This window comes from Aeromonas jandaei (assembly GCF_037890695.1).
Classification (GTDB): domain Bacteria; phylum Pseudomonadota; class Gammaproteobacteria; order Enterobacterales; family Aeromonadaceae; genus Aeromonas; species Aeromonas jandaei.
This window is the reverse complement of sequence record NZ_CP149571.1, coordinates 2,092,932-2,119,320: the sequence shown is the minus strand read 5'-3', so window position 1 is coordinate 2,119,320 and position 26,389 is coordinate 2,092,932. Positions and strand designations below refer to the sequence as shown.

General features: G+C 60.1%; 22 protein-coding genes, 3 pseudogenes and 1 riboswitch. Of the genes and pseudogenes, 12 read left to right on the top strand and 13 right to left on the bottom strand.

Annotation, left to right across the window (positions count from 1 at the left end):
- The first annotated feature begins 40 nt into the window (after positions 1 to 40).
- Together WE862_RS10275 and WE862_RS10270 are read left to right on the top strand one after the other, a co-directional pair.
- Positions 41 to 1,594 (top strand): sensor domain-containing diguanylate cyclase, encoded by a 1,554-nt coding sequence (locus WE862_RS10275; RefSeq protein WP_042033000.1) that lies wholly within the window; start codon positions 41 to 43, stop codon positions 1,592 to 1,594.
- Between the two features lie 33 nt (positions 1,595 to 1,627).
- A pseudogene (locus tag WE862_RS10270) lies at positions 1,628 to 2,494 on the top strand (patatin-like phospholipase family protein).
- Positions 2,495 to 2,572: 78 nt separating this feature from the next.
- On the opposite strand, the gene WE862_RS10265 reads toward WE862_RS10270, so the two are convergent.
- Both WE862_RS10265 and WE862_RS10260 read right to left on the bottom strand, forming a co-directional pair.
- Positions 2,573 to 3,934, bottom strand: coding sequence for a sodium-dependent transporter (locus WE862_RS10265; protein ID WP_042032998.1), 1,362 nt, complete (start codon positions 3,932 to 3,934; stop codon positions 2,573 to 2,575).
- Positions 3,935 to 4,138: 204 nt separating this feature from the next.
- Positions 4,139 to 4,405 carry a helix-turn-helix domain-containing protein gene (locus WE862_RS10260; RefSeq protein ID WP_026456659.1) on the bottom strand — a complete coding sequence of 89 codons (267 nt, stop codon included), beginning with the start codon at positions 4,403 to 4,405 and terminating at the stop codon, positions 4,139 to 4,141.
- Positions 4,406 to 4,664: 259 nt separating this feature from the next.
- Here WE862_RS10260 and WE862_RS10255 point away from each other — a divergent pair, with 259 nt between their 5' ends.
- The 4 genes from WE862_RS10255 to WE862_RS10240 all read left to right on the top strand — a co-directional run bounded on the left by WE862_RS10255 (position 4,665) and on the right by WE862_RS10240 (position 8,914).
- Positions 4,665 to 5,261 (top strand): hypothetical protein, encoded by a 597-nt coding sequence (locus WE862_RS10255; RefSeq protein WP_042032996.1) that lies wholly within the window; start codon positions 4,665 to 4,667, stop codon positions 5,259 to 5,261.
- Positions 5,262 to 5,564: 303 nt separating this feature from the next.
- Complete coding sequence (locus WE862_RS10250) at positions 5,565 to 6,590, top strand: OmpA family protein (RefSeq protein WP_042032995.1); 1,026 nt, start codon at positions 5,565 to 5,567, stop codon at positions 6,588 to 6,590.
- A gap of 329 nt (positions 6,591 to 6,919) precedes the next feature.
- Positions 6,920 to 7,918 (top strand): porin OmpA, encoded by a 999-nt coding sequence (gene ompA / locus WE862_RS10245; protein ID WP_042032994.1) that lies wholly within the window; start codon positions 6,920 to 6,922, stop codon positions 7,916 to 7,918.
- 174 nt (positions 7,919 to 8,092) lie between these two features.
- A complete protein-coding gene (locus WE862_RS10240; protein WP_042032993.1) occupies positions 8,093 to 8,914 on the top strand; it encodes an alpha/beta fold hydrolase in 822 nt (273 codons plus the stop codon).
- A gap of 68 nt (positions 8,915 to 8,982) precedes the next feature.
- On the opposite strand, the pseudogene WE862_RS10235 reads toward WE862_RS10240, so the two are convergent.
- Positions 8,983 to 10,677, bottom strand: a pseudogene (locus WE862_RS10235) (NAD-dependent malic enzyme).
- A 69-nt stretch (positions 10,678 to 10,746) separates the two neighbouring features.
- Positions 10,747 to 11,604 carry a helix-turn-helix transcriptional regulator gene (locus WE862_RS10230; protein ID WP_042032991.1) on the bottom strand — a complete coding sequence of 286 codons (858 nt, stop codon included), beginning with the start codon at positions 11,602 to 11,604 and terminating at the stop codon, positions 10,747 to 10,749.
- 120 nt (positions 11,605 to 11,724) lie between these two features.
- On the opposite strand from WE862_RS10230, the gene WE862_RS10225 reads away from it, so the two are divergent.
- Together WE862_RS10225 and WE862_RS10220 are read left to right on the top strand one after the other, a co-directional pair.
- Positions 11,725 to 13,104, top strand: coding sequence for an MATE family efflux transporter (locus WE862_RS10225; protein WP_042032990.1), 1,380 nt, complete (start codon positions 11,725 to 11,727; stop codon positions 13,102 to 13,104).
- A gap of 138 nt (positions 13,105 to 13,242) precedes the next feature.
- Positions 13,243 to 13,491 carry a YciN family protein gene (locus WE862_RS10220; protein ID WP_033115738.1) on the top strand — a complete coding sequence of 83 codons (249 nt, stop codon included), beginning with the start codon at positions 13,243 to 13,245 and terminating at the stop codon, positions 13,489 to 13,491.
- Positions 13,492 to 13,524: 33 nt separating this feature from the next.
- Here WE862_RS10220 and WE862_RS10215 read toward each other — a convergent pair whose 3' ends face one another.
- Positions 13,525 to 14,646, bottom strand: a complete 1,122-nt coding sequence (locus tag WE862_RS10215; RefSeq protein ID WP_042032988.1) for a GGDEF domain-containing protein — start codon at positions 14,644 to 14,646, stop codon at positions 13,525 to 13,527.
- Between the two features lie 246 nt (positions 14,647 to 14,892).
- Here WE862_RS10215 and WE862_RS10210 point away from each other — a divergent pair, with 246 nt between their 5' ends.
- A complete protein-coding gene (locus WE862_RS10210) occupies positions 14,893 to 16,290 on the top strand; it encodes a nucleobase:cation symporter-2 family protein (RefSeq protein ID WP_042032987.1) in 1,398 nt (465 codons plus the stop codon).
- Positions 16,291 to 16,368: 78 nt separating this feature from the next.
- Here WE862_RS10210 and WE862_RS10205 read toward each other — a convergent pair whose 3' ends face one another.
- Positions 16,369 to 17,745 carry an alanine/glycine:cation symporter family protein gene (locus tag WE862_RS10205; RefSeq protein ID WP_042032985.1) on the bottom strand — a complete coding sequence of 459 codons (1,377 nt, stop codon included), beginning with the start codon at positions 17,743 to 17,745 and terminating at the stop codon, positions 16,369 to 16,371.
- Positions 17,746 to 17,851: 106 nt separating this feature from the next.
- Positions 17,852 to 17,962: riboswitch (glycine riboswitch) on the bottom strand.
- Positions 17,963 to 18,469: 507 nt separating this feature from the next.
- Between WE862_RS10205 and WE862_RS10200 the strand changes: the two genes are divergently transcribed.
- A complete protein-coding gene (locus tag WE862_RS10200) occupies positions 18,470 to 19,621 on the top strand; it encodes a type III PLP-dependent enzyme (RefSeq protein ID WP_042032983.1) in 1,152 nt (383 codons plus the stop codon).
- A gap of 70 nt (positions 19,622 to 19,691) precedes the next feature.
- Here the strand turns inward: WE862_RS10200 and WE862_RS10195 are convergent, their stop codons facing one another.
- Positions 19,692 to 20,660, bottom strand: coding sequence for a calcium/sodium antiporter (locus WE862_RS10195; RefSeq protein ID WP_042032982.1), 969 nt, complete (start codon positions 20,658 to 20,660; stop codon positions 19,692 to 19,694).
- A gap of 125 nt (positions 20,661 to 20,785) precedes the next feature.
- Positions 20,786 to 21,259, bottom strand: a complete 474-nt coding sequence (locus WE862_RS10190) for a peroxiredoxin (protein ID WP_042033117.1) — start codon at positions 21,257 to 21,259, stop codon at positions 20,786 to 20,788.
- 142 nt (positions 21,260 to 21,401) lie between these two features.
- Between WE862_RS10190 and WE862_RS10185 the strand changes: the two genes are divergently transcribed.
- Positions 21,402 to 22,328: a phenylacetate--CoA ligase family protein gene (locus tag WE862_RS10185; RefSeq protein WP_042032979.1), complete on the top strand. Its 927-nt coding sequence runs from the start codon at positions 21,402 to 21,404 to the stop codon at positions 22,326 to 22,328.
- A 54-nt stretch (positions 22,329 to 22,382) separates the two neighbouring features.
- Here the strand turns inward: WE862_RS10185 and yfcD are convergent, their stop codons facing one another.
- A complete protein-coding gene (gene yfcD / locus WE862_RS10180) occupies positions 22,383 to 22,865 on the bottom strand; it encodes an NUDIX hydrolase YfcD (protein WP_042032978.1) in 483 nt (160 codons plus the stop codon).
- 197 nt (positions 22,866 to 23,062) lie between these two features.
- On the opposite strand from yfcD, the gene WE862_RS10175 reads away from it, so the two are divergent.
- On the top strand, positions 23,063 to 23,281 hold the full coding sequence (locus WE862_RS10175; protein ID WP_033115747.1) for a DUF1107 family protein: 219 nt from the start codon (positions 23,063 to 23,065) through the stop codon (positions 23,279 to 23,281).
- A gap of 53 nt (positions 23,282 to 23,334) precedes the next feature.
- Here the strand turns inward: WE862_RS10175 and WE862_RS10170 are convergent.
- The 4 genes and pseudogenes from WE862_RS10170 to WE862_RS10155 all read right to left on the bottom strand — a co-directional run bounded on the left by WE862_RS10170 (position 23,335) and on the right by WE862_RS10155 (position 26,335).
- Positions 23,335 to 23,649 (bottom strand): annotated as a pseudogene (locus WE862_RS10170) (DUF2845 domain-containing protein).
- Between the two features lie 190 nt (positions 23,650 to 23,839).
- A complete protein-coding gene (locus WE862_RS10165; protein ID WP_033115749.1) occupies positions 23,840 to 24,451 on the bottom strand; it encodes an FKBP-type peptidyl-prolyl cis-trans isomerase in 612 nt (203 codons plus the stop codon).
- 214 nt (positions 24,452 to 24,665) lie between these two features.
- Positions 24,666 to 25,391 (bottom strand): copper homeostasis protein CutC, encoded by a 726-nt coding sequence (locus tag WE862_RS10160; RefSeq protein ID WP_042032977.1) that lies wholly within the window; start codon positions 25,389 to 25,391, stop codon positions 24,666 to 24,668.
- Between the two features lie 41 nt (positions 25,392 to 25,432).
- Positions 25,433 to 26,335, bottom strand: coding sequence for an ROK family protein (locus WE862_RS10155; protein WP_042032975.1), 903 nt, complete (start codon positions 26,333 to 26,335; stop codon positions 25,433 to 25,435).
- Positions 26,336 to 26,389: the final 54 nt, after the last annotated feature.

Below are 26,389 nucleotides of genomic sequence, written 5' to 3'. Positions count from 1 at the left end.
CACTAGCGACAGTTTTCTTCGCAATATAGCCAAATCGCCTATGCCAAATGTGTCTGACCGACGTTTCCTCTCACGCCTGACCTGGCTGCTGTTTGCCTCCGTCATCCTGCTGGTTGGTCTGACCCTGCGGCAAAGTCTGAAACAGATAGAGGATCTCTATCTTAGCGATACGGCCAACAGCGCCATTCGCCTGCGCGATCAGTTCAAGCAGACCGAGATCTTTCTCGAGGCGATGCGCGGTCAGGCCGAAGAGCGGCTGCGCAGCGATCCCCAGTCGGTACTGACCCGCCAACTCTATCGCCATCTCGAACAGCTGCCGGAGGGACTGGCACTCGATCGCCCGCCAGCCGACCTGCCTGCGGGGCTGGTCGGCAACCTCACCGGGCTGGGGCCCCTGCCCCCCCGTGGCAGCGAGCGGGAGGCTCGCATTCATCTGGCCCTGAGTCTCTCGCCCCTGCTCTCCACCGCCAGCCAGCGCCTCGGCAAGGAGATCGCCTGGGTCTACTTCACCGGTGCAGACAACTTTGTCTACCTCTACCCCTGGCGCCCCTCCAGCCAGTACCGTTTTACCAATGCCATCTATGAGAAGTCCTACTGGCAGGATGCGCAGGCGACCCCCAATCCGGGCCGCACCACCATTCTCTCGCGCCCCTATGAGGACTTTGCCGGGCTGGGCACCATGATCACCATGTCGCAACCCCTCTATAAAGGCTCGACACTGGTGGGGGTCATCAGCATGGATGTGCTGCTCTCGCGCCTGCACCAGCAGTTGCAGGCGCTCACCCCAAAGCTCGGAGGTTACCTGCTCATCAATCAGTACGATCAGGTGCTGGCCTGCAGCAACTCGGATCCCCATCCCCAACAACATCTGGCACCGGACGATCAGTACCGCTGGAATCAGGGGGGCTTTCAACTCACCCAGGCGCTGAGCGATACACCGCTGCGGCTGGTGCATCGCATCCCCCTGTTTGAGCTGCTCGTTGCGCTGATCTGCCAGTCGGCACCAACCCTGCTCGCCATCGCCTTCATGTTGCTGGCGGCCCTTTCCAGCCTGAGATCTCGCCGTCTCAACCTGCAGCTCAACTACCTCTCCTGCCACGATGCGCTCACCGGCGCCTTCAATCGGCACTATCTGACCCAGCAGGAGCAGAGTGGCCAGCTGGCAAAACAGATGCCTGTCGGGGTGATCCTGTTCGATGCGGATCACTTCAAACGGGTCAACGACCGCTTCGGCCACGGAGTGGGTGATATCGTGCTGACCCGGCTGGTGCAGATCTGTCAGGAGCAGATAGGCCCATCGGATTGCCTGATCCGCTGGGGGGGCGAGGAGTTTTTGCTGCTGGTCGCCCGCTGTGACGACGCTCGTCTCGCCGCGCTGGCCGAGCAGATCCGCAGCGCGGTAGAGCATTATGACTGGCGCAGCATAGTGCCCGAGCTGGCCGTCACCATCAGTCTCGGTTACCACCCTCACGCAGATTCCATCCCGCTGCACGAGGCGATCCGCCGCGCCGATGTCGCCCTCTATCAGGCCAAAGGCAATGGCCGCAACCGCTCGGAAAGATGGCAGGGTGACGAGGCCCAGCTCACAGAGTAAGCTGGGCCCTCCACACTTTTCAGGAGTCACTTCGTGCCACGAAAACCCCGCGTAGGGCTCGCTCTGGGGAGCGGCGCCGCCAGAGGATGGGCCCATATCGGCGTCATCCGCGCTCTTGAACGACTCGGCATCAAGCCCGATCTCATCGCCGGCTGCTCCATCGGCAGTTTTGTCGGCGCCGCCTATGCCGCTGGCGAGCTGGACAGACTGGAGAACTGGGTACGCGGCTTTACCCGCCTGCAGGTGGTGAGCCTGCTCGACCCGGCCCTCTCCGGCGGCCTCTTTCGCGGCGAAAAGGTGTTTGGCATTGCCGCCAACCATCTCGGGGATCCCGAGCTGGAGAGCCTGCCCATCCCCTTCGCCTGCGTGGCGACCGAACTCGATACCGGCCGCGAGATCTGGCTGCAACGGGGGCCGCTGCGCCAGTCGGTGCGCGCCTCCTGCGGCATGCCGGGGATCCTCACCCCGACCCGGGTCAACGACCGCTGGCTGGTCGATGGTGCCGTGGTCAATCCGGTGCCCATCTCGCTGGCGCGCGCCATGGGGGCCGAAGTGGTGATCGCAATCAACCTCAACACCGACATGCACCAGCCCTGAACCGACGAGCCGGATCAATCCGGTGGCGGCCTGCTCAGCCAGTGGCTCAATCGCGGTGAGGCAACACCGGCCACGCCCGGCATGTGGAGCGTGATGAGCGGCTCCATCAACATCATGCAGGAGCGGATCACCCGGGCGCGGATGGCGGGGGATCCCCCGGAAATCCAGCTCTGCCCTCGCCTTGGCAGCTTCTCCATCATGGACTTTCATCGTGCCAGCGATGCCATCGAGGAGGGGGAAGCCTGCGTCGAGCGCAACCTCGACCAGCTCAAGGATGAACTGGGCCGGCTCGGGGTGATCTAGCCCGCAGCCCCATCGCCAAAACCACCAAAACAAAAAGAGCGCCTTGCGGCGCTCTTTTGCTATGCGGGAACGATTGGCTTAGAAGAGTCCCAACCCCTTGAGCATCACGATCAGGATCAGCAGCGGCGATACGTAACGGATGATGAAGAAGAGCGGCTTGAGGATCGGCAGCTCCAGCTCGCCACCATTGGTCAGGGCATCGCGCAGCTTCTCCTCGCCCCATACCCAGCCCACAAACAGGCAGAGGAAAATACCGCCCAGCGGCATCAGGATGTTGGAGGAGAGGTAGTCGAACAGATCGAAGAAGGTCTTGCCGGCAATATGCACATCCGCCATGGCGCTGTTGGAGAGCGCACAGGTGGAGCCGACGGCGCCCAGCACCAGCAGGTTGATCAGGGTCGCTTTGGGGCGGCTCATCTTGAAGCGCTCGGAGAGCACGGATACCGGCACCTCCAGAATGGAGAGCATGGCGCCGGTGGCAGCGATGGCCGACAGCACGAAGAAGAGCACCATAAAGAGGTGGCCAAACGGGATGCTGGCAAAGACCGCCGGAATGGTGATGAACAGCAGCGACGGGCCGGCGGTCGGTTCGAAACCGAAGGCGAACACTGCCGGGAAAATGGCGATACCGGCCAGCATGGAGACGAACAGATCGGCACACATCACCCGGAACGCGGTGACCGGGATATTCTGATCATCACGGAAGTAGCTGCCGTAAGTCATCATGCAGCCCATCCCTATGGAGAGCTTGAAGAAGGCGAGCCCCATGGCGGTGAGCACCACGGCACCGGTGATCTTGGAAAAATCGGGCGAGAAGAGGAAGGAGAGCCCCTGACTTGCCCCCGGCAGGGTCAGGCTGCGCACGCCAATCACCAGCAGCAGAATGAAGAGCACCGGCATCAGCTTCTTGGTGACCGCTTCGATCCCCTTGGAGACCCCCATCAGCAGGATGCCCCCCATCAGGGCCAGCACCAGCCACTGCCACAGCAGACTCTGCAACGGATTGCTGATCAGCGCGTTGAAGGCATCGCCGGTGACCTTGGGATCGGTCGAGAGGATGGAGCCATCAACCGCCTTGAAGATGTAGGCGAAAACCCAGGCAGCCACTTCCGAGTAGAAGGACATGATAAGGAAAGCGGCCAGCACGCCCATGACGGCGATCAGCCACCAGGGTTGCCCTTTGGGCGCCAGCTTGTTCAGGGTGGTTACCGCATCGGTTTTGCTTTTGCGGCCCAGCATGATCTCGGAGATCATCACCGGCAGGCCGACCAGAAGGGTTGCGATCACATAGACAAGCAGAAAGCCGGCACCGCCGTTCTCACCCGTCAGATAGGGAAATTTCCAGATGTTGCCAAGACCGACGGCAGAACCTAGGGTGGCGGCGAGTACGCCGAATTTGCTGGTAAAGCCGTCTCTGGCCTTGGGGGTGGTTTGACTCATTCTTGTCTCACTTTCTTTCGCATCATGCGAGATGAACCGGGTTTTGAGGGTCGGAATTTTCTGAGGTTTGGTGTGGTTTGCCAAGATGTTTTGCGTAAAAGCTCTATGCAGTGCACAGATACGGGAAACGTCTGGCCGGGCACTGTTTCAGGGACAAAAAAATGCCGCCCAGGGGCGGCATTTCTCTATCTGTCACAGTGACGATTACGCCTTGGCGAGATCGTCCGGACCAATCTGGCCGATTTCGGCGACTTTTTTGTCAGCCAGCAGCCAGAGAGTGAACTTGTGCAGTTCCGGGTGATGAGCCAGGGCAACCAGGAAGGCACCACCGACTTCACGATAACCCAGTTCGTAGTTCTTCAGGGTTGTGGGGGGAACACCCAGCAAATCAGCAAACTTCGGACGGCTCAAACCAACCGCTTCACGGATCTGACGGATCTTCTTGCCAACAGTGACGATATTTGAATTCATATTGTTCCATACTCCGTTTGGCGGATTTAATCCGCCTTTTATTTTTCGCGACGACTCGTAGTCAAGTGTATCAGTTTTGTTCGGACTCGTTATGGTCGAGCCTCTATCTTTATGAGCGCCTTTCGGCGACAACCCTTGCCTTCAAGGGGGGATGGTAATCGCTCAGCCGCCTCAGGTAAACAGTCTCGAAAAGAAACCTTTATTGTTGCCATCCCAATAAACCGTATAATTCGCCGGCTACCCATTAAGAGGAATAAGTATGGCGTTTCCCGGCATTATCTCTCGCCTGCACACGGTTTCCAGCGACATAGAATTGCAACTGCAGCTCCAGCAGGGAGCGCAATATCGCGCCGAAGCATTCTGGCTTCCCGCCTCACTGAGCGATCAGAGCGGCACCATTCTGACAACCCTGTCAGAGAAATGTTCACTCTTTCTGGAACAGGATGAACCAGCCCTTCAACTGCGCAGTCATGACGGCGTGTTGCAGCAAAATGGTCTGCTGCTCACCGGCAATGGTCAGGAGATGATGCTGGCCGTCACGCCGGGAGATAAAGGCATAGTGCCGGAATCAGAATTGGCTGACATGGCCAAATGGCTGGAAGCGGGCCACCTGCACTTTGTCTGCCCGGCGGCCATCCAGCCGGTCGCCCGTGCCATCCTCAATATCTGGCCACTGGATCCCTATCTGGCCCGCCATTTTCTGACCAGTCTCACTCCGTTGCTGCAAAACGCGACCGAGCAGGATTATCTCGCCGTCTTTGCTGCCAGAGCGAATCCGGCCAACCCGCAGCCAGACTGGGTTCAGGCCTATATGAAGCTCGAAAAGCGCCTGCACAGGGCCTATCTGGATCACTAATTAATCTGGATAAACAGCCAGTTATCGACACGACACAATTTGCCATCAGGTTCATTTGTGAGCTTGATCATGTTTCAAAATCGGCATAGAGTGCGCCTCGTCATCGGAATGACATCGTTGCCTGGCTGCGGTTTTTCACGCTCAGCGTGCCCTGCCAGCGCATCTGACACACCAGGAGAGTGTGCGACCCGACACCGGGTCACTGCCAGACTCGACGCCAGCAGTACGGCGGAGCCTGCAGCTTACATAAATTCAATAGTGCGAAGCATGTGAACAACGTGCGATCTCAACGAGGATTTTTTTATGATGAAAATGGCTCCTTCCCTGATTGCCATCACCATGGCTGCTCTGGGTGCCACCGCTGCTCACGCCGCTGACGACATCTACTTCGGTGCCGGTGTTGGTGCTGCTCACTTCAACGGTCTGAACAAGCTCGAAAGCACCAACGTTGGTGAAGAAGATGCTGCTGCAGCCAACGCATTCGTCGGTTACAACTTCAACGAAAACTTCGGTACCGAGTTCGGCTACCAGTACGCTGGTCGTGGCAACACCGACGGCAACCGTTACGAGAACCAGGGCGCCACCCTGTCCGGTATCGCTCGTCTGCCGCTGGGCGGCGACTTCTCTGCCTTTGCTGAAGGCGGCGCCTACTGGGCTCACACCGATGGTCTGGGCGTAAGCGACACCAAAGTATCCCCGCTGGCTGGCCTGGGCGTGACCTACAAGGTTAACGACGCACTGGATCTGCAAGCTCGCTACCGCTACATGTGGGACGTGGCTGACCTGCACGCTGACAACGGTGACCGTTACAAGTCCAACCAGAGCGTTGCTACTCTGGAAGCCGTATACCACCCGTTCCGTTCTTCCTACGTAGCCCCGGCTCCGGCTCCGGTTGTTGAAGAAGCACCGGCTCCGGTTGCTCCGCAAATCGTTGAGAAAAACTTCGCTCTGAACTCCGACGTCCTGTTCGCCTTCGGCAAAGACAGCCTGAAGCCGGAAGGTGTTGCAGCCCTGAACGCTCTGTACCAGCAGATCGTTGAGTTCCAGCCGAAAGATGGCAACGCTGTTGTTGTTGGTTACACCGACCGTATCGGTTCCGACGCTTACAACCAGAAGCTGTCTGAAGCACGTGCCCGCACCGTTGCCAACTTCTTGGTCAGCAAAGGTATGGCTGCTAGCAAAGTTGCCATCGAAGGTCGTGGCGAAGCCAACCCGGTTACCGGCACCAAGTGCAACGGCGTGAAAGCTAAAGCTCAGCTGATCTCCTGCCTGGCTCCGGACCGTCGCGTAGAAGTTCGCGTATCTGGCGTACAAGAAGTTCAGAAGTAATCTGACTCTGCTTGTGTGCATGAAGGGGGAAGCCAAGGCTTCCCCCTTTTGTTTATCCCCTCTTTTATATCTCTCTGCTAACACCGTACGTCCTGCCCCCCTTTCCCCCTGATCTTGCCTGTATGGCGTCAAAGGCATACAGTAGTTGCGCCTGTAAGGGATTGGATAAGCGCGAGATAACGCTTCCCTTCCGGCCTGTTGTCCATGATGCCAATGCCTCATGAGTGTCCCGAAGCCATCCGCTATCCACTTTGCTGGCGAATTTTTCGCAGCTAATAAAAACGACTGTTTCGAATGCCCGCAAGGGCAGATGCAACGAGGATAATTCGATGAAAATCAACATGGCACCAACTCTGATTGCACTGGCGCTCGCCGCAGCAGCTACCACGGCCCAGGCCGCCGATGACTGGTACGGCGGTATGGGCGCAGGCTGGGCCTATGCCCACAATCTCGACGATTTCGGCAAAGATGCCGACAAGGATGCTACCGCACTGAACCTGTTCGGTGGCTACAACTTCAACCAGAACTTCGCCGCCGAGCTGGGCTATCTCTACGCTGGCAAAGCTGGCGTAGACGGTACCGACTTCAAGGCTCAGGGGGGCACTTTATCCGGTATCGCTCGCCTGCCGCTGGGCGATATCTTCTCCGTATTCGCTGAAGGTGGCGCCTACTTCAACCACGTCAACGGTAACGGCAACGACGCCAACGGCACTGCGCCGCTGGCAGGCCTGGGGCTGACAGCCAAGCTCTCCGACCTCATCGATGTGCAGGCTCGCTACCGCTACCTGTGGAATCTGGGTGACGAGCAGAAAACCTGGGAGAGCGACATGAGCGTCGCCACCCTGGAGCTGGTGCTGCACCCCAACCGGACATCTTATGTCGCACCGGTTGCCGCTCCGGCCCCCGAGCCCGTTCCCGAGCCCGTAGTCGTCGACAAGAACTTTGCCCTGAGCTCTGACGTGCTGTTTGCCTTTGGCAAATCCAGCCTCAAGCCAGAAGGTGTCGCAGCGCTCAATACCCTGTATCAACAGATCGTCGACGTGCAGCCGAAAGATGGCAGCGCCGTGGTGGTCGGTTATACCGACCGCATCGGCTCCGATGCCTACAACCTGAAGCTCTCCGAAGCCCGTGCCCGCACCGTGGCCGACTTCCTGGTGGGCAAGGGTCTGCCGGCTGGCAAGGTCTCCATTGAGGGTCGTGGCGAGGCTAACCCGGTTACCGGCACCCAGTGCGACGGCATCAAGGCCAAGGCCAAACTGATCGCCTGTCTGGCCCCGGATCGCCGCGTCGAAGTGCGCGTCACCGGCGTCCAGCAAGTAACCAAGTAACCAAGTTCTGTTTGCGTAGCGAACGCTGTATTACCTGAATCAAGGGGGGATGTCCGGGCATCCCCCCTTGTTATTTATCCTTCGCTTCCACACCACTCAAACCAGCTTGCCGTCATGGTCTTGCCAGCATAAAGTCTGCACTCCCGACCGGTTCAAGTCATAGATAAATACACAATGCATGACGTGCGTTATACCCCCTCCCGCATTCGCATGAGATGCGTCTCGCGCTCGGCAGGCAAATACAACTGGCTGCTGCTTCCAGGTGGTCCGGGGCTCGGCTCGGAAAGCCTGCAGATGCTGGCAGAGCAGCTGACGGTCAACGGCACAGTCTGGCTAATTGATCTGCCCGGCGATGGCAGCAATACCGACATGATCGATCATACGACTGCGTACGAGCGCTGGCCGGATGTACTCATAGAAGCTGCCGATGCACTTCCCAACCCCGTTTTCATTGGTCATTCAACCGGTGGCATGTATCTGCTCTCGGTATCTGAACTGGCTACGCGGCTGGCTGGGCTGGTGTTGATAAGCTCGGCCCCCTCTGCTCGCTGGCAGGCCGACTTTGCAAGCATGTGTGAACAGCACCCCTTGCCCGAGAGCGAGACTGCCGCGCAAGCTTTTTCCCGCGAACCAAATGTCGCGACCCTCAGGGCGCTCGTCATGGCAAGTGCTCCCTGGAACTTTTCGACGCACACGTTGGCCATGGGGCGGGCCATGCTAGCGAGCCTCCCCTTCAACCTTGCGGCCATGAGCTGGTCGGCAGACCACTTTGATGAAACGTACGAAGCCCGCTGGTGGCCAGCGACTATCCCGGTGCTTATTATTTCCGGTGGTGATGATCGAGTAGTCGCTCAGCAGCAGTGGCAGGATCCCCGCTATCAGGGGGATAACGTTCGGCAGGTAACCATCCCCAACGCAGGCCATTTCCCTTGGTATGAAGCACCAGATGAGGTCATGGAAGCAATCATTCAGTTCGATCGCTCACTATCGCAATAACTCACCGGATGCAAAAAGGGATGCCGAGGCATCCCTTTGTTTTTTCTGCTATTTAGCGCTGAGTTGAATCAGAAAGAGGTGCGGCGGTAGCGGCGATACTCCGGATGCCAGAAGTTCGCTTCGATGGCCTGATCGATGACCTCGTCCGGGGTCTGCACCGCCTTGCCCTGCAACATGGCGGTCTTGGCCACCATCTTGGCGATGTAGCGGGAGACCTGATGGATATCCGCCAGATCCGGCAGCAGGGAGCCCTCCTCCCCTTTCACCAGCGGTGAACAATCAGCCAACGCACGACTGGCCGACATCAGCATGGCGTCGGTCACCCGGGTGGAGCCGGAAGCGATGACGCCAAGGCCGATCCCCGGGAAGATGAAGGAGTTGTTGCACTGGGCGATGACGTAGCGCTTACCCTTGTACTCCACCGGTGCAAACGGGCTGCCGGTGGCCACCAGCGCCTGACCGTCGGTTCAGCGAATAAGATCTGCCGGTGTCGCCTCGACCCGGGAGGTGGGGTTGGAGAGCGGGAAGATGATGGGACGGGCACAGTGCTTGTGCATGGTCTTGACCACCTCTTCGGTAAACAGCCCCGGCTGGCCGGAGACCCCGATCAGGATGTCCGGGCGACCGTGCTCCATCACCTCCAGCAGGGAGATGTTATCCCCCACCGGCCAATCGGCGATGCGCTCCACCGGCTGGGAGAGGCGGCGCTGGAAGTCGAGCTGGTTGGGGATCTTGTCGGTGATAAGGCCGAATCTGTCCACCATAAAGACCCGGCTGCGCGCCTGGGCATCGGTCAGCCCTTCGGCCTTCATCTGCGCCACGATCTGCTCGGCGATGCCGCAACCGGCGCTGCCCGCGCCGAGGAAGGCAACCCGCTTCTCGGAGAGTTTGGCGCCGGAGGCCTTGCAGGCTGCGATCAGGCTGCCGAGCGTCACCGCCGCAGTGCCCTGAATGTCGTCGTTGAAGCAGCAGAGCTCGTTCTTGTAGCGGTTGAGCAGCGGCATGGCATTGTTCTGGGCGAAGTCCTCGAACTGCAGCAGGATGTCGGGCCAGCGGCGCTTGACCGCCTGAATGAAGGCATCGACGAACTCGGCATACTCTTCACCGGAGATGCGCGGATTGCGCCAGCCCATGTAGAAGGGGTCGTTCAGCAACTGCTGGTTGTTGGTGCCGACATCCAGCACCACCGGCAGGCAGTAGGCGGGCGAAATGCCGCCACAGGCGGTGTAGAGCGACAGCTTGCCGATGGGAATGCCCATGCCGCCGATGCCCTGGTCACCCAGACCCAGGATCCGCTCGCCGTCGGTGACCACGATCACCTTGACGTTCTGCTTGGTGGCGTTTTGCAGCATGTCATCGATCCTCTCCTTGTCCGGATAGGAGATGAAGAGGCCACGGGCGCGGCGATAGATGTTGGAGAACTCCTCGCACGCCTTGCCCACCGTCGGGGTGTAGATGATGGGCAACATCTCGGTCAGGTGGTTGTGCAGCAGCCGGTAGAACAGTGTCTCGTTGGTGTCCTGGATGTTGCGCAGGTAAATGTGCTTGTCCATGTCGTTGCCGAACGCCATAAACTGGCGATAGGCACGCTCGGCCTGCTCCTCGATGGTCTCGATATTCTGGGGCAGCAGCCCCTCGAGGTTGAAGTTGCTGCGCTCTTCGCTGGTGAAGGCGCTCCCCTTGTTGAGCAGCGGGGTCTCCAGCAGGGCGGGACCGGCGTAGGGAATGTAGAGAGGACGTTTCTGGTTATTATCTTCAAACATGGATCTTGATACCTAAACGGTTAGCTAGACGCAGGAACCCGCCGATCCTAGGGGCTTGTGTCATTAATTTCAAAGAGTTTGCATATCCGTTGCAAAAGGTTTGCGACCGAGTCGACGAAATGCACCCGGGGTCTGACCAGTCAGGCGTCGAAACGAGTTGGCAAAGTTGGCGCCATCGCTATAACCGACCCGGGCGGCCAGCTCGCTGAGCGGCCAGTTGGTGTAGAGCAGCAGCTGACGCGCCTTGTTCATTCTGAGCTCGGTCACCCTCGCCATCGGCCCCATGCCAAAGTGTTGCTGACAGAGGCGGTGCAGATGGGGCACCGAGCAGGCCATCTGGTCAGCGAGCTGGGCCACGCTCCAGGGTTCGTCGAGGCGTGCCTCGACCCGGCGAAACAGCGCCTGCAGGCGCAGCTCCGGCGTGCCACGCACCTCTCCCTGCAGGGTGCGCTCCAGCAGAGCCAGCAGCAGAGTGAGCAGCAGGGGCTGGAGCGGGGAACGAACCCCTTCGAGCTGGATCAGGCTGAGCAGATGATGAAGCTGATCACCGCCATCCCCCTGCCAGATACGATGACCAAGCCGGTGTAGATGCTGCCAGCGCGGCACGTCATCGAGCAAAATCCAGCTCATCTGCCACTGCTCCCCCACCAGCTTGAGGCCGCCGGGCACGGCGGCGGGTAAAAAGATGAGCGAACCATTCGGGACAGGCTGCTCGCCCCGGTCGGTAAGCAGTGCCCCCCCCTCACTGTGGCTCGCCATCAGAATGTGAAACTCGGGCCGATTGCGGCGAATGAGGTAGTGCTCCCGAATGGTCGAGAGGCCGGTCAGAAAGATACCGGCCTCGCCGAGCAGCGGCAGCCCTTCGCGCCCCAGCATCCGCTCATCGCAGGAGGGCGCTATCTCCAGACACTCGCTGACAAAGGGCATAACACCTCAACAGGATAGTTTCACACAATAAACCAGAGAGAGACTCACAGTGAAGCCACTCGCCACTCCCCCTATCATACCCATGACAAACCTTGCTTTTCTCATACCCGGTTAACACTAATGAATTATTGGCAAGCGATTTTAAAACAAACCACCGATCGCGAGTTCATGACCCGATTGTGGCGGCTGGCCCTGCCGGTTTCGCTGCAATCCATGATGTTCTCCCTGCTTGGTCTCATCGATATCATGATGGTGAGCCAGCTTGGCACCACGGCTGTGGCGGCAGTCGGCTTGGGTAACCGGGTCTTCTTCTTCAATCTGCTGGTGACAGCGGGCCTCGCAGGCGGGGTCTCGGTGTTGGCAGCACAATATTACGGCCGCGGCGAGATGGCCGGGGTACGCCGGTCACTGGCACTGGCGCTGGTCGGCGCCCTGCTGGTGGCGCTGCCGTTTGCCCTTGTATATGTGCTCGCACCGGGCGACGTGCTCGGATTTGCCAGCCAGGATCCCGAGCTGCGCGCGCTGGCCGACCAGTTTCTGATGATCACCGGCGCCACCATCCTCTGCACCGCCGTGGTGGTGCCGCTGGAGTCGGCGCTGCGCTCGGTCGGCAATGCCGCCGCCCCCACCCGGATCGGCATCATCGCCATCATTGCCAACGTCATCCTCAACTACGCCCTCATCTTCGGCCACTTCGGCTTCGAGCCGATGGGCGTCGCCGGCTCTGCCTGGGGCACCACTATTTCCCGGCTGCTGCAGACGGTGCTGCTGCTCATCTATGTGCAGCGCAACGAGGCTCGCCTCGTGCCGCGCAAGGCTGACTGGCTGGCAGCATTTCGGCGCAAGGAGGTGGTGCGCTTTACCCTGATCGCCCTGCCGCTGCTGTTTCATGACGGCCTCTGGGCGTTCGGCATGCTGCTCTACGGCTTTCTCTATGCCCATCTTGGCACCGATTCGCTGGCCATCATGACGACCCTGAGCACGCTGGAGAGCATCCTCATCTCCCTCTTCTTCGGGCTGGCGGTGGCCTGCTCCACCCTGCTCGGTCACCGGCTTGGCGCCGAGGAGTACGAGGTCGCCTGGCAGCACTCCCAGCTCTTCCTGCTGCTCGCCCCCATCGGCGGCCTGCTGGTGGGGATCGCCGTCTGGCTGCTGCAGACCAACCTGCTGCAGTGGGTCGGCAACCTGCCTCCCGAGCTGATGGCCGAGGCGGGTCAGGTGCTCGGCATCATGTGCTTTGGCATGCTGCTCAAGGTGTTCAACATGGTGGGGATCATCGGGGTGCTGCGCTCGGGTGGCGACGTCAACTACACCATCTTCATCGATATCGTCGGCATGTGGTGTATCGGCTTGCCGCTGGCGTGGGTGGCGGTCTCTCTGCTCGGCTGGCCCCTCTCCTGGGTAGTAGCGGTGGTGCTGCTGGAGGAGATCAGCAAGATGGTGCTGGTGCAACGCCGCATTCGCCAGCGCCGCTGGCTGAAGAATCTGGTGATGGGCTAATAAACGACAAAGCGGGGTCATATCAATGACAGAAAATCCCCGTTTGCAGTATGCTAGCCCCCTCTTCAATCAGAGGCAGGGCGCCGCCACATGCAATGGCTCAATGCCCCTGCCCAGTAGTCGTTTAAGGAGACGAGCATGCAACCACAGAAAGAGCTGATCACCGAGACTGCCCTGCTGGAGATGGCCAACAAGATCATCAAGGAACACGAAGATTTCATCCACGGCATGCGCGCCGACTCGGTGGAGCAGAAGGGGGATATTCTGGTGTTCAAGGGGGAGTTCTTCCTCGCCGAAGATGGCACCCCGACCGGCAAGACCATGGCAGTGTTCAACATGTTCAAGCTGCTGGCCCAGCAACTCTCCGGCAAGTACAAGCTGAGCTGATTTCGTCAGCACCTTGCCAACAAGATGCCGCCCTCAGGCGGCATCTGTCGTTTCGGGCTGCTGGCGTTCGAACACCACGCAGTTGCGCCCCGCCATCTTGGCCTGATAGAGGCACTCGTCGGCACGGTTGATCAGCGCATCTATGCTCTCCCCGGCCCGCGCCAGGGCGATGCCGGTACTGACCGTCACCTCCAGCAGCTCATCGGACGTCGGGCTCTTGACCAGCCGCGCCTCGACAGCAATACGCAGCCGCTCCGCCATCCTGATTGCCACCGCCGGATCGCTGCAATCATGCATCAGAATGGCAAACTCCTCGCCGCCATAACGTCCCAGCACCATCTCGGGCGCCAGCTGCTCAGCCAGCGTGGTCGCCACCTCCTTGAGCACCGCATCCCCCGCCAGATGGCCGTAGATATCGTTGATCCGCTTGAAGCGATCGAGGTCGAGCAACAGCAGGGCGAAGGGTTTCTTGCGGGTCAGCAGTCGGGCTCTCGCCTGCTCCAGCTGCTTCATCAGCAGGCGGCGGTTCATCATGCCGGTCAGCTCATCGGTGGTGGACTCCCGATAGAGTCGCAGCAGCATATTGAGCTGACCACACTGCACCCAGCAGCTGGCCAGGGTAAACATGCCGAGCACCCAGATCTGGTTCAGGGTGGCTTGGCTCCAGAGACTCTGCCCCACCAGCAGCCAGTATCCCAGCAGCATGGTCACCAGCACCACACCAGCCAGCTGTAGCCCAAGGGAGAGCGGGATGGGAAAGATGGCAAACAGGGTGATGAGCAGATAGGGGAAGACGGCATAACCGGCCTGCAGCTCCTGCTCGCTGCCAAAACTGTGCAGGCAGAAGAGGGAGAAGATCATCATCACCATCATCAGATAGCCGAGAGCGAGCTTCATCCGCTCGCGACGAAAGTGAATGAGGTAAGAGAGGGGGATCAGTGGAGAGAGTGCCAGAGTGCAGAAGATGCGGGCCTGAAACAGCTGCTCGAAATGGGGGGCAGGCAGAGTAATCCAGTCCACCACGGCCCAGGCTGGCAACCCGGCCATCAGCAGACAGGTGAGCAGGCGCAACCGCACCGTCATAAAGCCCATACGGGTACGGGTAAAGTCTTCGGAGTGAACCCTCGCACTCCAGAACTCTGACAACTTAAGCATCCAGAGTCTCCACGATTAATTCCGAGGGCTCATTCTACACCTACAAAGTGGTAAAAATGTCATTAGCGAGGGGAATAAAAAGGAGAGGACGATCACACAAACCGACAGATGATAACGACACCGCGCAAACGTTTCAATACACAGAAAAATAAACCTTTTTTCTCTTCATTAACGCTGGTCATCCCCCTCTCGATCACTACAATAGCGCCCAATTTTTCCCCCTCCCCCCACACAGTCGAGGTACATATGGAACAGGCAGCAGTCACACGCGCCAATCGAGAGGCACATCCACCCAGGCGAGCCCATAGCGAACTAGTCTATGGCATAGAGGATGTCCCGCCTCTGCCCCAGACGCTGTTCGCCGCCCTGCAGCATATGCTCGCCATGTTTGTCGCCATCATCACCCCCCCTCTCATCATTGCCAATGCCCTCGGCCTCCCTGCCGCCGACACTCGCTATATCGTCTCCATGTCGCTGGTCATGTCCGGCATCGCCTCCTTCATCCAGACCCGCCGCTTCGGCCCCATCGGTTCCGGCCTGCTCTCGGTACAGGGCACCAGCTTCAACTTCCTCGGCCCCATCATCGCCTCCGGTCTCGCCCTCAAGCAGGCGGCCATGCCCACCGACGATCTGCTGGGCACCCTGTTCGGCACCATGCTGGCGGCCGCCCTCACCATCGTAGTGATGAGCCGCTTCCTCCATCTGGTGAAACGGATCATCACCCCGCTGGTGACCGGCATCGTCGTGCTGCTCATCGGCCTGACCCTGATCAAGGTGGGGCTCATCAGCATGGGTGGTGGCTACGGTGCGCTGGCGGACGGCAGCTTCGCCAGCCACACCAACCTGTTCCTCTCCCTGCTGGTGCTCGGTCTCATCGTGCTGCTGCAGCGCAGCCGCAACCCCTGGTTGCGCCTATCCGCCATCATGATCGCCATGCTGGCGGGTTATGCCGTGGCACTGCTGCTGGGCAAAGTGAGCGCCCCCACCTTCGATGGCCCGCTGGTGATGGTGCCCATTCCACTCCACTACGGTCTCGGCTTTGACTGGCAGCTGTTCGTACCGCTCGCCATCATCTTCGTGGTGACGGCGCTCGAGGCGATCGGTGACATGACCGCCACCTCCGACATCTCCGGCGAGCCGCTGGAAGGGCCTGTCTATATGGAGCGGATCAAGGGCGGCGTGCTGGCCGATGGCGCCAACTCCATGCTGGCAGCGCTCTTCTCCACCTTCCCCATGTCCACCTTCGCCCAGAACAACGGCGTTATTCAGCTGACCGGCGTCGCCAGCCGCCATGTCGGCCTCTTCATCGCCGCCATGCTGGCCCTGCTCGGCCTGTTCCCGGCTGTCGCCAGTCTGGTACAGCAGATCCCCGAACCTGTGCTGGGCGGCGCCACCATCGTCATGTTCGGCACCATTGCCGCCGCTGGTGTACGCATCATCTCCCGCGAGGAGCTGGACAGACGCGCTCTGATGATCCTGGCGGTGTCGCTGGCCATGGGCCTCGGGGTCGCGCAGGTGCCGGAAGTGCTGCAACACCTGCCGGAGCTGGCCAGAAGCGTGCTCTCCTACGGCGTCGCCACCGGCGGCATCACCGCCATCGTGATGAACCTGCTGCTGCCCAAGCGCAGCAAACAGCCTCTCTGATCCCGCGACGAACAGAGCGCAATAAAAAAGCCACGACCCGGGTCGTGGCTTTTTTCGTTTGGATAGATTGTTGCGGGATCAGGCGGTCTGCGGTTCCGGCTCTGCTTCGCCATCCTGTTCGCGGCTAAAGTAGGCGCGGGTCTCGGCAATCACCACGTGGCGCAGGCCAATCAGACCGATAAGGTTGGGCACTGCCATCAGGCCGTTAACTATGTCGGCCAGCAGCCAAATCATATCCAGATGGAGGAAGGCACCGCTCGCCACCAGCACCAGATAAATGAGGCGGTAGGGCTTGATCGCCTTCACCCCGAACAGGTACTCGGTGCAGCGCTCGCCGTAGTAGTTCCAGCCAAGGATGGTGGTAAAGGCGAAGAACAAGAGGCCAATGCTCACCAGATACTGGCCGACATGGGCATCAAGCCCCTGGGCAAAGGCCTGACTGGTCATGGCGGCGCCGCTCACATCGCCGCTCCACACCCCGGTGACAACCAGAGTCAGCCCAGTCATGGTACAGATGATGATGGTGTCGATGAAGGTGCCGGTCATGGAGACCAGCCCCTGCTCCACGCACGAATCGGTCTTGGCCGCCGCCGCCGCGATAGGCGCCGAACCCAGTCCCGACTCGTTGGAGAAGACCCCGCGCGCCACCCCGGACTGAATGGCCAGCATGATGCTGGCACCGACGAAACCGCCGGTCGCTGCATGGCCGGTGAAGGCACTCCCGATCACCAGCACGATCGCCTCCGGCAAGGCACTGGCATTGTTCACCAGCACGCCCAGACAGGCGACGATGTAGAAGATGGCCATGAAAGGTACCACCTTGCTCGACACGCTGGAGATGGACTGGATGCCCCCCAGGGTCACCAGCGCCACGATCAGGGTCAGCACCACGGCAGTCGCTTCACGGGGTACCGAGAAGGAGAGGCTCATGGCGTCACTGATGGCGTTGACCTGCGGGAAGGTGCCGATGCCAAAGAAGGCGACGCCGATGCCAAACAGGGCAAACAGCTTGGCCAGCGGCCTGGAGCCGAGCCCCTTCTCCAGATAGTACATGGGGCCGCCAGCCATCTGGCCGTTGGCATCCTGCTCGCGATATTTGACCGCCAGCAGACACTCGGCGTACTTGGTCGCCATACCAAACAGCGCTGCCATCCACATCCAAAACAGGGCACCGGGGCCGCCGAGCTTGATGGCGGTGGCGACCCCGACGATGTTGCCGGTGCCGATCGTTGCCGAAAGCGCGGTACAGAGGGCGCCGAAGCTGGAGACATCCCCCTGCTTGCCCTGGCCCTGATCGCGGCCAAAGACCAGACGCAGAGCGAGCGGCAAGCGCACCACCTGAAGCAGACCCAGACGCAGAGTGAGGTAGATACCGGTCCCGACCAGCAGGATCAGCAGGGGTGGCCCCCAGATAAAGCTATCGATGGCGGTTAACGCCGATTGAATTGATGACATGCATCCTCCTTAAGAAACAAAAATTAAGGAGGAGAAGGATGATCTTCCCATAGGTGTCGCGATCCCCAGAGGCGATCGGATGCGGGCAAAGCCCAGGTACAACCATCCCATCCCCTCTGTCCTTTTGCCTGAGAGTTTCCGGCGCCAGATTGCGATGCAATCATGGTGCCTTGCTCCTTCGGCGCCCGATTAAACGGGTCTCTCCAGAGTATCGTCCAGTAGCAGTCCACACCGGTTGCCCGGTACCTGAAAGATTCACTTCTTCGGTGGATGGTTGCCCATCACTCTCCTGCTACCTTCATCCGAACTAATTTGGATTAGGAAGCGGGCATGTTAATCCAAAAAATGTGAGCTGTCTCGCACTTGGAACCCCGCTGCCGCACTTTTTTGTCCTGCGCTCAAACCCTCGCCAACATGTTAAATGTTAGTTAACTATCAACAAGTTAAGCCCGAACAGCAGCGAAACGGTTCGATCAGGAATGTAGCTGAATTGATAGCAATCCTCTCAATCGTTTCGGCCAGAAAAACTTGCCAACATATCCAATCAAATAGCTTGCACACAGAGTCAATAAGCAGATAATCCGACGCATAACCAAGCACTTTGCCATCAATTTATGCACTGTGTTCGGTTGGTCCCACCGGACCGCTCGCCTGACCCGGCCGTCGCCGGTTCAATCGCATATGGCTTGGGCATATCACGCCCCCTAAGGATGACCAAAAGAGAATGAACGAGACCCTGGTAGCACAAGATTACCGTCAGCTGGTTGAACAATTTGGCTCCCCCCTGCTGCTGCTCGACAAGGCAGCCGTCCGCAAACAGTATCGGGCCCTGGCCGCCGCCCTGCCCGATGTACGATTGCACTATGCACTCAAACCCCTGCCCCATGAGGCGGTGGTCTCTGTCTTGAAGGAAGAGGGGGCCTGTTTCGATCTGGCCACCAATGGCGAAGTGGATCTGGTGCGCAGTCAGGGGGTTCGCCCGGGACGTTGCATTCATACCCATCCCATCAAGCGCGACAGCGATATCCGTTATGCGCTGGAGTTCGGCTGCACCGTGTTTGTCTACGACAACCCGCTGGAGCTGGAGAAGTTCATTCCCTACAAGGACGAAGTGAAACTGCTGCTGCGGGTCAGCTTCCCCAACCCCGAGACCAAGGTCGATCTCTCCAAGAAGTTCGGCTGCACCCCGGAACAGGCGCTGCCACTGTTGCAACTCGCCCATGCCAAAGGGATCAAGGTGATGGGGCTGTCGTTCCACGTCGGCTCGCAGGTGCCTCACGCCCGTCGCCATGTGCAGGCCATCGACGCCTGCCGCGAGATCATGGAGCAGGCCTGGGCACTCGGGCTCAAGCCATGGGTACTGGATATCGGCGGTGGTTTCCCGGTCGATTATGAGGGCGGCGAGTTCGATATCGACGGCTTCTGTGCCCCGATCCGCGAGGCGCTGGCCAAGCTGCCCGCAACCGTACAGAAGATTGCCGAACCGGGCCGCTTTATCAGCGCGCCGGCCATGACCTCGGTCTCCAGCGTGATGGGCAAGGCCCACCGCGGTGACAAGATCTGGTACTACCTGGATGACGGCCTCTATGGCAGCTACAACGGCCAGCTCTACGACCATGTCACCTATCCGGTGAGTACGCCCTATGCCAGCGGCGAGCTGCACAACTCGGTACTCTCCGGCCCCACCTGCGACAGCGTGGATGTGATCCGCGAGGGCATCATGCTGCCGGATCTCGAGCTTGGCGAGCTGGTAGTGGGCAAGGTGATGGGCGCCTACACCTGGGCCTCCGCCTCCACCTTCAACTTCTTCCCCAAGGCGAGCATCCTCATTCTGGACAGCAGCCAGAAGGGCCAGAAACTGGTGGCTGTCGCTTAAACGCCGCCAACAGAATGCAAAGAGGGGAAGCCATGGCTTCCCCTCTTTCGTTGCATCTTGCCCGATATGGCTAGACAAACTGGCTGCCCAGCAACCAGCCGGTGTAGGCGACGAAGCAGGTGAGCAGCACGCCCCCCTCCAGCCGGTTGATGCGGCCCTGTCCCTTGCGGCCCAGACACATCACCAGCAGCAGCAGGGTCAACCCCATCATGATGCTCCAGTCGCGAGAGAGCACTTCCGGCGCCACATCGAGCGGGTGAATACCGGACGCAATCCCCACCACCGCCAGGGTGTTGAACAGGTTGGAGCCCAGCACGTTGCCAAGGGCCAGATCGTGCTCGTTCTTGCGAATGGCGATAAGGGACGAGGCCAGCTCCGGCAGCGAAGTACCGATCGCGACGATGGTGAGACCAATCACCAGATCGCTGATGCCAAGTGCCTGAGCGATGGTCACCGCTCCCCAGACCAACAGGCGGGAGGCACCGATCAGCAACACCAGCCCGACCACCAGCCAGAAGATGGCGCTCTTGAGGGACATCCCCTCACTCGCGATATCCTCTTCGGTCTCGGTATCCAGCGCATCTCCCTTGCCGTTCATACCAGCCCAGATGGACCAGCCCATCAGGCCAACAAAGACGACCCCCAGAATGGCGGCATCCATCCGGCCAAGATGGCCATCCAGCAGCAGGGCACCGGAGAGCAGGGTAATGCCGAGCAGGATCGGGATCTCCTTGCGCACCACCTGAGAGGCGACCGCAATGGGGCTGATAAGGGCCGTCAGACCCAGGATCAGCGCAATATTGGTGATGTTGGAGCCATAGGCGTTGCCAAGGGCCAATCCGGGATTACCCTGAGAGGCAGCCAGCGCGGAGACCACCATCTCGGGGGCAGAAGTGCCGAAACCGATGATCACCATGCCGATCAGCAGCGGCGGCATGCCGGCATAATGGGCGGTTGCCGCCGCCCCGTCCACAAACTTGTCAGCACTCCAGACCAGCAGCGCCAGTCCGGCAATCAGGGCAACAAAAGCCAGGGTCATACAGTCTCTATCCCATCGCCAGTAAACAGGAGCGCCAGCAAAAGCTGCTGGCGCCATTGGAAAGTGGCGCCCAGTGTAACGGCGCCGCCTGTCAATTCAAGGGGAAATCAAACAACGATTAATCGCTACAGTCTGCTCAGCAGACTCGCCGCATCGGAGACCTCGAACTTGCCGGGCTCCTCCACAAACAGCTGCTCTACCACGCCATCGTTGGCGATCAACGCAAAGCGCTGGGCACGCACGCCGCCAAAGGCACCGGTCTCTTTGGCAAGTCCCAGCGCCCGGGTCCAGCTGCCATCGCCATCGGCCAGCATGGTGATGGCCCCGGCGTTCTGGGCATCCTGCCACGCCTTCATCACGAAGGCGTCGTTGACCGACAGACAGCAGATGGCATCCACCCCCTTCTCCTTGAACTTGTCCGCCAGCACCACGTAACCCGGCAGATGGGCGTTGGAGCAGGTGGGGGTAAAGGCGCCGGGCACCGCAAACAGCACCACCCGCTTGCCGCCAAATAGGCTTTGGGTGTCTCGCTGCTGCTTTCCCTCGGCGGTGATGAAGGTGAATTCGCCCGCAGGCAGGGTCTGACCAATCGCGATCATCATGCTCGTCCTTTAGTTGAGGGGGGATCTGTGGATGAAACGAGCCCCAGTCTACCTCACACCTGCCATGTGACACAGGCCCCTCTCTGCCGGGGCCATTTGAACTAACCTTGAGCAGGATCTGCCGACTCAGGAGGCCTTCATGCATAACCATTACGACGGGCTGGAAATTCGTCCTCCCGCCCTGCGCGCACAACAGCAGCTGGATCAGCTTAATCATCAACTCGCCCATGTCAGCCAGTATTGCTCCGGCTACTCCAGCGCCTATCGCCACTGCCGTCTCGACGATCTGGAGCAGCTCGCCTCCCTGCCGCTGCTCGACAGTACGGATCTCTTTGCCGCCCAGCAAGCCTATCCCCCCTTTGCCGGACTCACCGGTCGGCCAGCCAGTCAGGCGTTGCGGGTCTTCTCCTGCCCCGGGCAGCTGGCCATTCCCGAATATGCCGGGGCCGACTGGTGGGGTGCCGCTCGAGCGCTCTTTGCCGCCGGCTTCAAGGCGGGAGAGGTGCTGCTCAACTGCCATGACTATCACGCCGGCCCCACCGCCTTCATCTTTGATAACGGGGCGCGCCAGCTTGGCTGCCCCGTGGTGCCCTGCGGCCCCGACGACACCCAGCGCCAGCTCGAAGCACTGCGGCGCTATCAACCCACCGGGTTCGTCGGCCCGCTGGTCACCCTGCTCGATCTGCTGGAGGCCGCCGAGCTGGCCGAGACCCCCACCGAGTGTCTGCGCCACGCCCTGCTATGCGAGGTGACCCACCCCGAGACAGCACCGCTCGAAGCTATCCACGGCATTGCCGCCTTCAACTGTCTGGTGTGGCAGGATGTCGGGGTAGTGGCTTACGAGAGCCGCCCCGGTCAGGGTTTTATCGTCAACGAGAGCTGCATCGTCGAGATCATCGACCCGGCCAGCGGCAAGCCGGTAACGGGGGAAGATCCGGGACAACTGGTGGTGACCAGGCTAGATCTGGAGTATCCGCTGCTGCGCCTTGCCACCGACTGGCAGGGCTACTGGCTGGCCAGACCCAGCCGTTGCGGGCGCACCAACCGCCAGCTCAAACTTGTCTAACCGCGCAACAAAAACGGGCAGCCCACAGGCTGCCCGTTTTTTGTGACTGCACTCTTAACGCCGCGCCTGCCAGGTATCGATGGCGAGCAGGGAGTCGGGGGTAAATTCAGAGGCTCGCTCGGCAATCTCGGCCAAGCTCATCCACTGCACCTCGCTCACCTCTTCAGCCTGCAGTTGCAGCGGCCCCTGATAACGGCAACTGAAGAGGCCACCCCAGACCCGATATCCCTCCCCTTCGGCATAGAAGTCACCGAATGCCTCGAGCGGCACATCGCGGATCCCCAGCTCCTCGGCCAGTTCGCGCCGCGCCGAGGGTTCCATCTCCTCCCCGGTGGTGACCACGCCGCCGGCGCAGGCATCCAGCATACCGGGGCAAAAATCCTTGCTGAGGGTGCGCCGCTGCACCAGGACGCGGTTCGCCTCGTCGAGTACCAGAATGTAGCTGGCCCGATGGCAGAGATTCTCGCGCCTCACCCTGGCACGTTCGGCCACGCCAATCACCCGGTTATCCGCATCCACTACATCAACCCATTCCACGCGCAGACCCTTTTGCTCATCCAGTCAAAGTGCTCGCAGTATATCGGGGCCGGGCCACTGCACCGCACAACTTTTTCATGGCCGTGTTGCCGCGCGTGACCGTGACCGGATTAATTGAACGCGTACAAAACCGTCATCAGCATGTCATATACGAGTCCCATTATCTCCCCCGTCCGGTTCAATCAGGGTTTGTTGTGATGAAGGTGTTCAAGCAGTTATCCCCGCGCCAGATTGCTCGCTACATCAAGAGCTTTCACCGAGGTTACTTTGCCATCGAGGCATTGGGGACATTTGAATTCAACGCCGGCAGGATCAGCCTTCACGGCCTGACCTGTCGCCAGCGACTGAGGCTGGCCCGCCAGATCAATCTGGCGGTCAGACAACTTGGTCACCGCGACCCCTTGCCGGACATGTGAGTCAAGGGACTTGCCCTTCTGTCTGTTGTGCATCCATGCCTTTCGCCCGCCGGCTACTCGCCGCGCGGGCCATTTTCGATGTCGATTACCTTGCCGTTGCGCACGGTGACAAAGCGCATGAACTCGTTCTTGCCGAAGTTGTAGGTTCAGCGTTCGCCATATTTGACCTCGACCACGTTGCCGTACTGATTCTCCTCGTTACGGGTAATATCTTCCCGCAACATCGGCTCGCCGCACTTGAGCAGCATCTCGGCTGTGCTGTCCCCTTCGGTTATGAGCGCATTCTTGCAGCGCATGGCGTCGGCGCTGGCCGGAATGCTGAGCAGCAGCAAGGCGGTCAGCACGGCGTTGTTCATGTATCTGTTCATCCTGGGTTCCTCGATTTGATCTGACGGTTTGCAGTATGCCGGCCGCCAGAGTGAAAAAATCAATCAAGAGTCGAAAAAGATGGCGGCTATCGTCCCCGATTTCATCTGGTCGCGACAACCGGTGTCTCATTAGGGGTGCCCAAAAACATACGGCGACCCGAGGGTCGCCGTATGTTTCAAACCAGCCGGATTACAGGATATCCAGCAGCTCGACTTCGAATACCAGCGCGGAGTAGGGCGGGATGGAACCGGCACCACGGGCACCGTAGGCCAGATCGTGCGGGATGTAGAGCTTCCACTTGGAGCCAACCGGCATCAGTTGCAGCGCTTCAACCCAGCCAGCGATAACGCCGGTCACCGGGAACTCGGCCGGCTGACCGCGCGCAACGGAGCTGTCGAATACGCCACCGTGGGTGAAAGTACCGTGGTAGTGCACGCGTACGGACTGACCCGCTACCGGCACGGCGCCATTGCCCTCTACCAGCACTTCGTACTGCAGGCCGGAATCGGTCACAGTCACTTCGTCGCGCTTGGCGTTGTCGGCCAGGAAAGCTTCGCCAGCAGCGGCAGCTGCTTTGGCAACCGCTTCCTGCTCTTCCTGCATGCGAGCGGTGATGACCTGGAAGGCATCGTTGATATCGTCACGGCTGACCGCGAACTCCAGACCGTTCAGGGCATCTGCCAGACCTTGCTGCAGGGCCGGGATATCCAGACCGGCGAAGGCTTGCTGCGCCAGCTGATCACCCATGTTGCGGCCGATGCCATAACTGGCTTTCTGTTCGATAGAGTCGTATTGGGACATTGAGATGTGCTCCGGGTCCAGATGATAAAAGAGACGGGATGATATCAGACTTTTTCGCGAGGTGCTGCCGACCTCGCACCTGATTTCCCCGAGCGTGGGAGAGAGTTCACACAAGCAAAAAGAGGGGCGCCAGCAAGTGGCGCCCCTCTTTTGTCCGTTTTGTCCGAAAGGTTATCGATCCAGCAGTACACGAACTACCGCCACGCGGAACGTATCAGGCCTTGTCCAGCAGGGCCCGAACTGCCGCGACCTTGGCGCCATCGGTGATATTGACCCGGCCATCATCCGAGGTGCCCATATTGACGCCATGGGGCACCATGCCGCCGCGCCAGCCCATACCGGACATATGCACTTCGCTCACCCCGGTAAACTCGATGATGGTGCGCACGTTATCGGCATTGACCCCCGCCCCCGGCATCAGGCTGGCACGCCCCGCCAGCGCCTGTTGCATCGCCTGCAGATTTTCCAGTCCAGCCAGCGCGGTCGGTGCATGGCCGGAGCTGAGAATGCGCTCACAGCCAGCGGCGACAATGATCTCCAGATCGAGCCGCCAGTCAGAAGAGAGATCGATGGCGCGGTGGAAGGTGACTCCCAATGGTCCGGCGGCATCCACCAACTGTTGAAGTTTGGCGGCGGGGACTCGCCCCTCCTCATCCAGCAGACCGACCACAACCCCTTGCAGACCGGCAGAACGGGCCGCCGCGATATCTTGCAGCATCATCTCGAACTCACCGTCATTGAAACAAAAATCCCCGGCGCGCGGCCGGATCATGGCATAGACAGGGACGGTGGCGTGACGAGCGGCCAACTGCATGAAGCCATAGGAGGGGGTCAGCCCCCCAAGCCCCAGCGCAGAGCAGAGCTCGATACGATCGGCGCCAGCCTCCTGGGCGGTGAAGAGGGATTCCAGATTGTCGATGCAGATTTCAAGAGAGGTCATGAGGACTCCTTTTATCGGGGAGATCAGACCTGCATCTGATCTCATAGATTGAGCAAGGCTGCGCCCCGCACCCCACCGGCACCGCCAAAACGGGCTTCGCGGATTTCGGGCACTGCCACCCCGGGCAGCAGATGGCCGGGCAGGCGCAGCGGCAACTGTTCGTAAAGGGCAGGCAGGCCGCTCAGGCCACCCCCCAGCACCACCACCTCGGGATCCATCACCGAAATGGCGGTAGCGAGTCCGGCCGCCAGGATCTCCAGCCAGCAGTCGATGGTGACGACAGCATGGGGCTCATGAGCCTCGAAGCGCGCCACAATCTGATGGCCAGTGGCCCGGTGGCCGTGAAAATGGTAGTAGAGGCGCTCAAGGCCTGTACCGGAACCATAGGTCTCAAAACAGACCAGACGGCCACAGCCGCAGCGCGGACGTGGCAAGTCGGGATACTTCATCAGGATGGTGGCCGGCAGCGGATAGTGGCCGATTTCGCCAGCCAGCCAGTTACGCCCCTGGATCAGGGTACCTGCCAGATAGATGGCACCACCTATGCCGGTGCCAATGGTCATGCCAAGCGCACTGCCGGCCCCATCGGCCGCCCCCTTGTGCACTTCCGACCAGAGGAAGCAGTTGGCATCGTTATCGACCTTGACCGGCCGCGCCAACAGCTCGGCCAGATCAGCCCCCAGATGGCGACCATTGATGGAGGGGAGGTTAGCCGCCACTATGCTCTGGTCGTGACGGTTGAGAATGCCGGGAAAACCGATGCCGACCGCCCCTTTGACGCCAAAGCGGGTATCGGCCTGCTCGACCCGGGAGCGAACCAGCTGCAACAGCCCCTGATAGTCATCGCCGGGCGTACTCATGCGCTCTTCATGGCAGAGGTTCAGGGCGCCGTCGTAGACAGCGAACGCAATCTTGGTACCACCAATATCAAAGCCGTAATACATGCCGCACTCCCTGTCAGCGAGTTCTCATCCCATCTGTTTCGGGTGACATTGTAT

Bases quoted from the DNA above. Each gene is read 5' to 3' on its own strand.
- WE862_RS10275 (WP_042033000.1), top strand. From the start codon at position 41: ATGCCAAATGTGTCTGACCGACGTTTCCTCTCACGCCTGACCTGGCTG.
- WE862_RS10265 (WP_042032998.1), bottom strand. From the start codon at position 3,934: ATGAGTCAAACCACCCCCAAGGCCAGAGACGGCTTTACCAGCAAATTC.
- WE862_RS10260 (WP_026456659.1), bottom strand. From the start codon at position 4,405: ATGAATTCAAATATCGTCACTGTTGGCAAGAAGATCCGTCAGATCCGT.
- WE862_RS10255 (WP_042032996.1), top strand. From the start codon at position 4,665: ATGGCGTTTCCCGGCATTATCTCTCGCCTGCACACGGTTTCCAGCGAC.
- WE862_RS10250 (WP_042032995.1), top strand. From the start codon at position 5,565: ATGATGAAAATGGCTCCTTCCCTGATTGCCATCACCATGGCTGCTCTG.
- ompA (WP_042032994.1), top strand. From the start codon at position 6,920: ATGAAAATCAACATGGCACCAACTCTGATTGCACTGGCGCTCGCCGCA.
- WE862_RS10240 (WP_042032993.1), top strand. From the start codon at position 8,093: ATGCATGACGTGCGTTATACCCCCTCCCGCATTCGCATGAGATGCGTC.
- WE862_RS10230 (WP_042032991.1), bottom strand. From the start codon at position 11,604: ATGCCCTTTGTCAGCGAGTGTCTGGAGATAGCGCCCTCCTGCGATGAG.
- WE862_RS10225 (WP_042032990.1), top strand. From the start codon at position 11,725: ATGAATTATTGGCAAGCGATTTTAAAACAAACCACCGATCGCGAGTTC.
- WE862_RS10220 (WP_033115738.1), top strand. From the start codon at position 13,243: ATGCAACCACAGAAAGAGCTGATCACCGAGACTGCCCTGCTGGAGATG.
- WE862_RS10215 (WP_042032988.1), bottom strand. From the start codon at position 14,646: ATGCTTAAGTTGTCAGAGTTCTGGAGTGCGAGGGTTCACTCCGAAGAC.
- WE862_RS10210 (WP_042032987.1), top strand. From the start codon at position 14,893: ATGGAACAGGCAGCAGTCACACGCGCCAATCGAGAGGCACATCCACCC.
- WE862_RS10205 (WP_042032985.1), bottom strand. From the start codon at position 17,745: ATGTCATCAATTCAATCGGCGTTAACCGCCATCGATAGCTTTATCTGG.
- WE862_RS10200 (WP_042032983.1), top strand. From the start codon at position 18,470: ATGAACGAGACCCTGGTAGCACAAGATTACCGTCAGCTGGTTGAACAA.
- WE862_RS10195 (WP_042032982.1), bottom strand. From the start codon at position 20,660: ATGACCCTGGCTTTTGTTGCCCTGATTGCCGGACTGGCGCTGCTGGTC.
- WE862_RS10190 (WP_042033117.1), bottom strand. From the start codon at position 21,259: ATGATCGCGATTGGTCAGACCCTGCCTGCGGGCGAATTCACCTTCATC.
- WE862_RS10185 (WP_042032979.1), top strand. From the start codon at position 21,402: ATGCATAACCATTACGACGGGCTGGAAATTCGTCCTCCCGCCCTGCGC.
- WE862_RS10175 (WP_033115747.1), top strand. From the start codon at position 23,063: ATGAAGGTGTTCAAGCAGTTATCCCCGCGCCAGATTGCTCGCTACATC.
- WE862_RS10165 (WP_033115749.1), bottom strand. From the start codon at position 24,451: ATGTCCCAATACGACTCTATCGAACAGAAAGCCAGTTATGGCATCGGC.
- WE862_RS10160 (WP_042032977.1), bottom strand. From the start codon at position 25,391: ATGACCTCTCTTGAAATCTGCATCGACAATCTGGAATCCCTCTTCACC.
- WE862_RS10155 (WP_042032975.1), bottom strand. From the start codon at position 26,335: ATGTATTACGGCTTTGATATTGGTGGTACCAAGATTGCGTTCGCTGTC.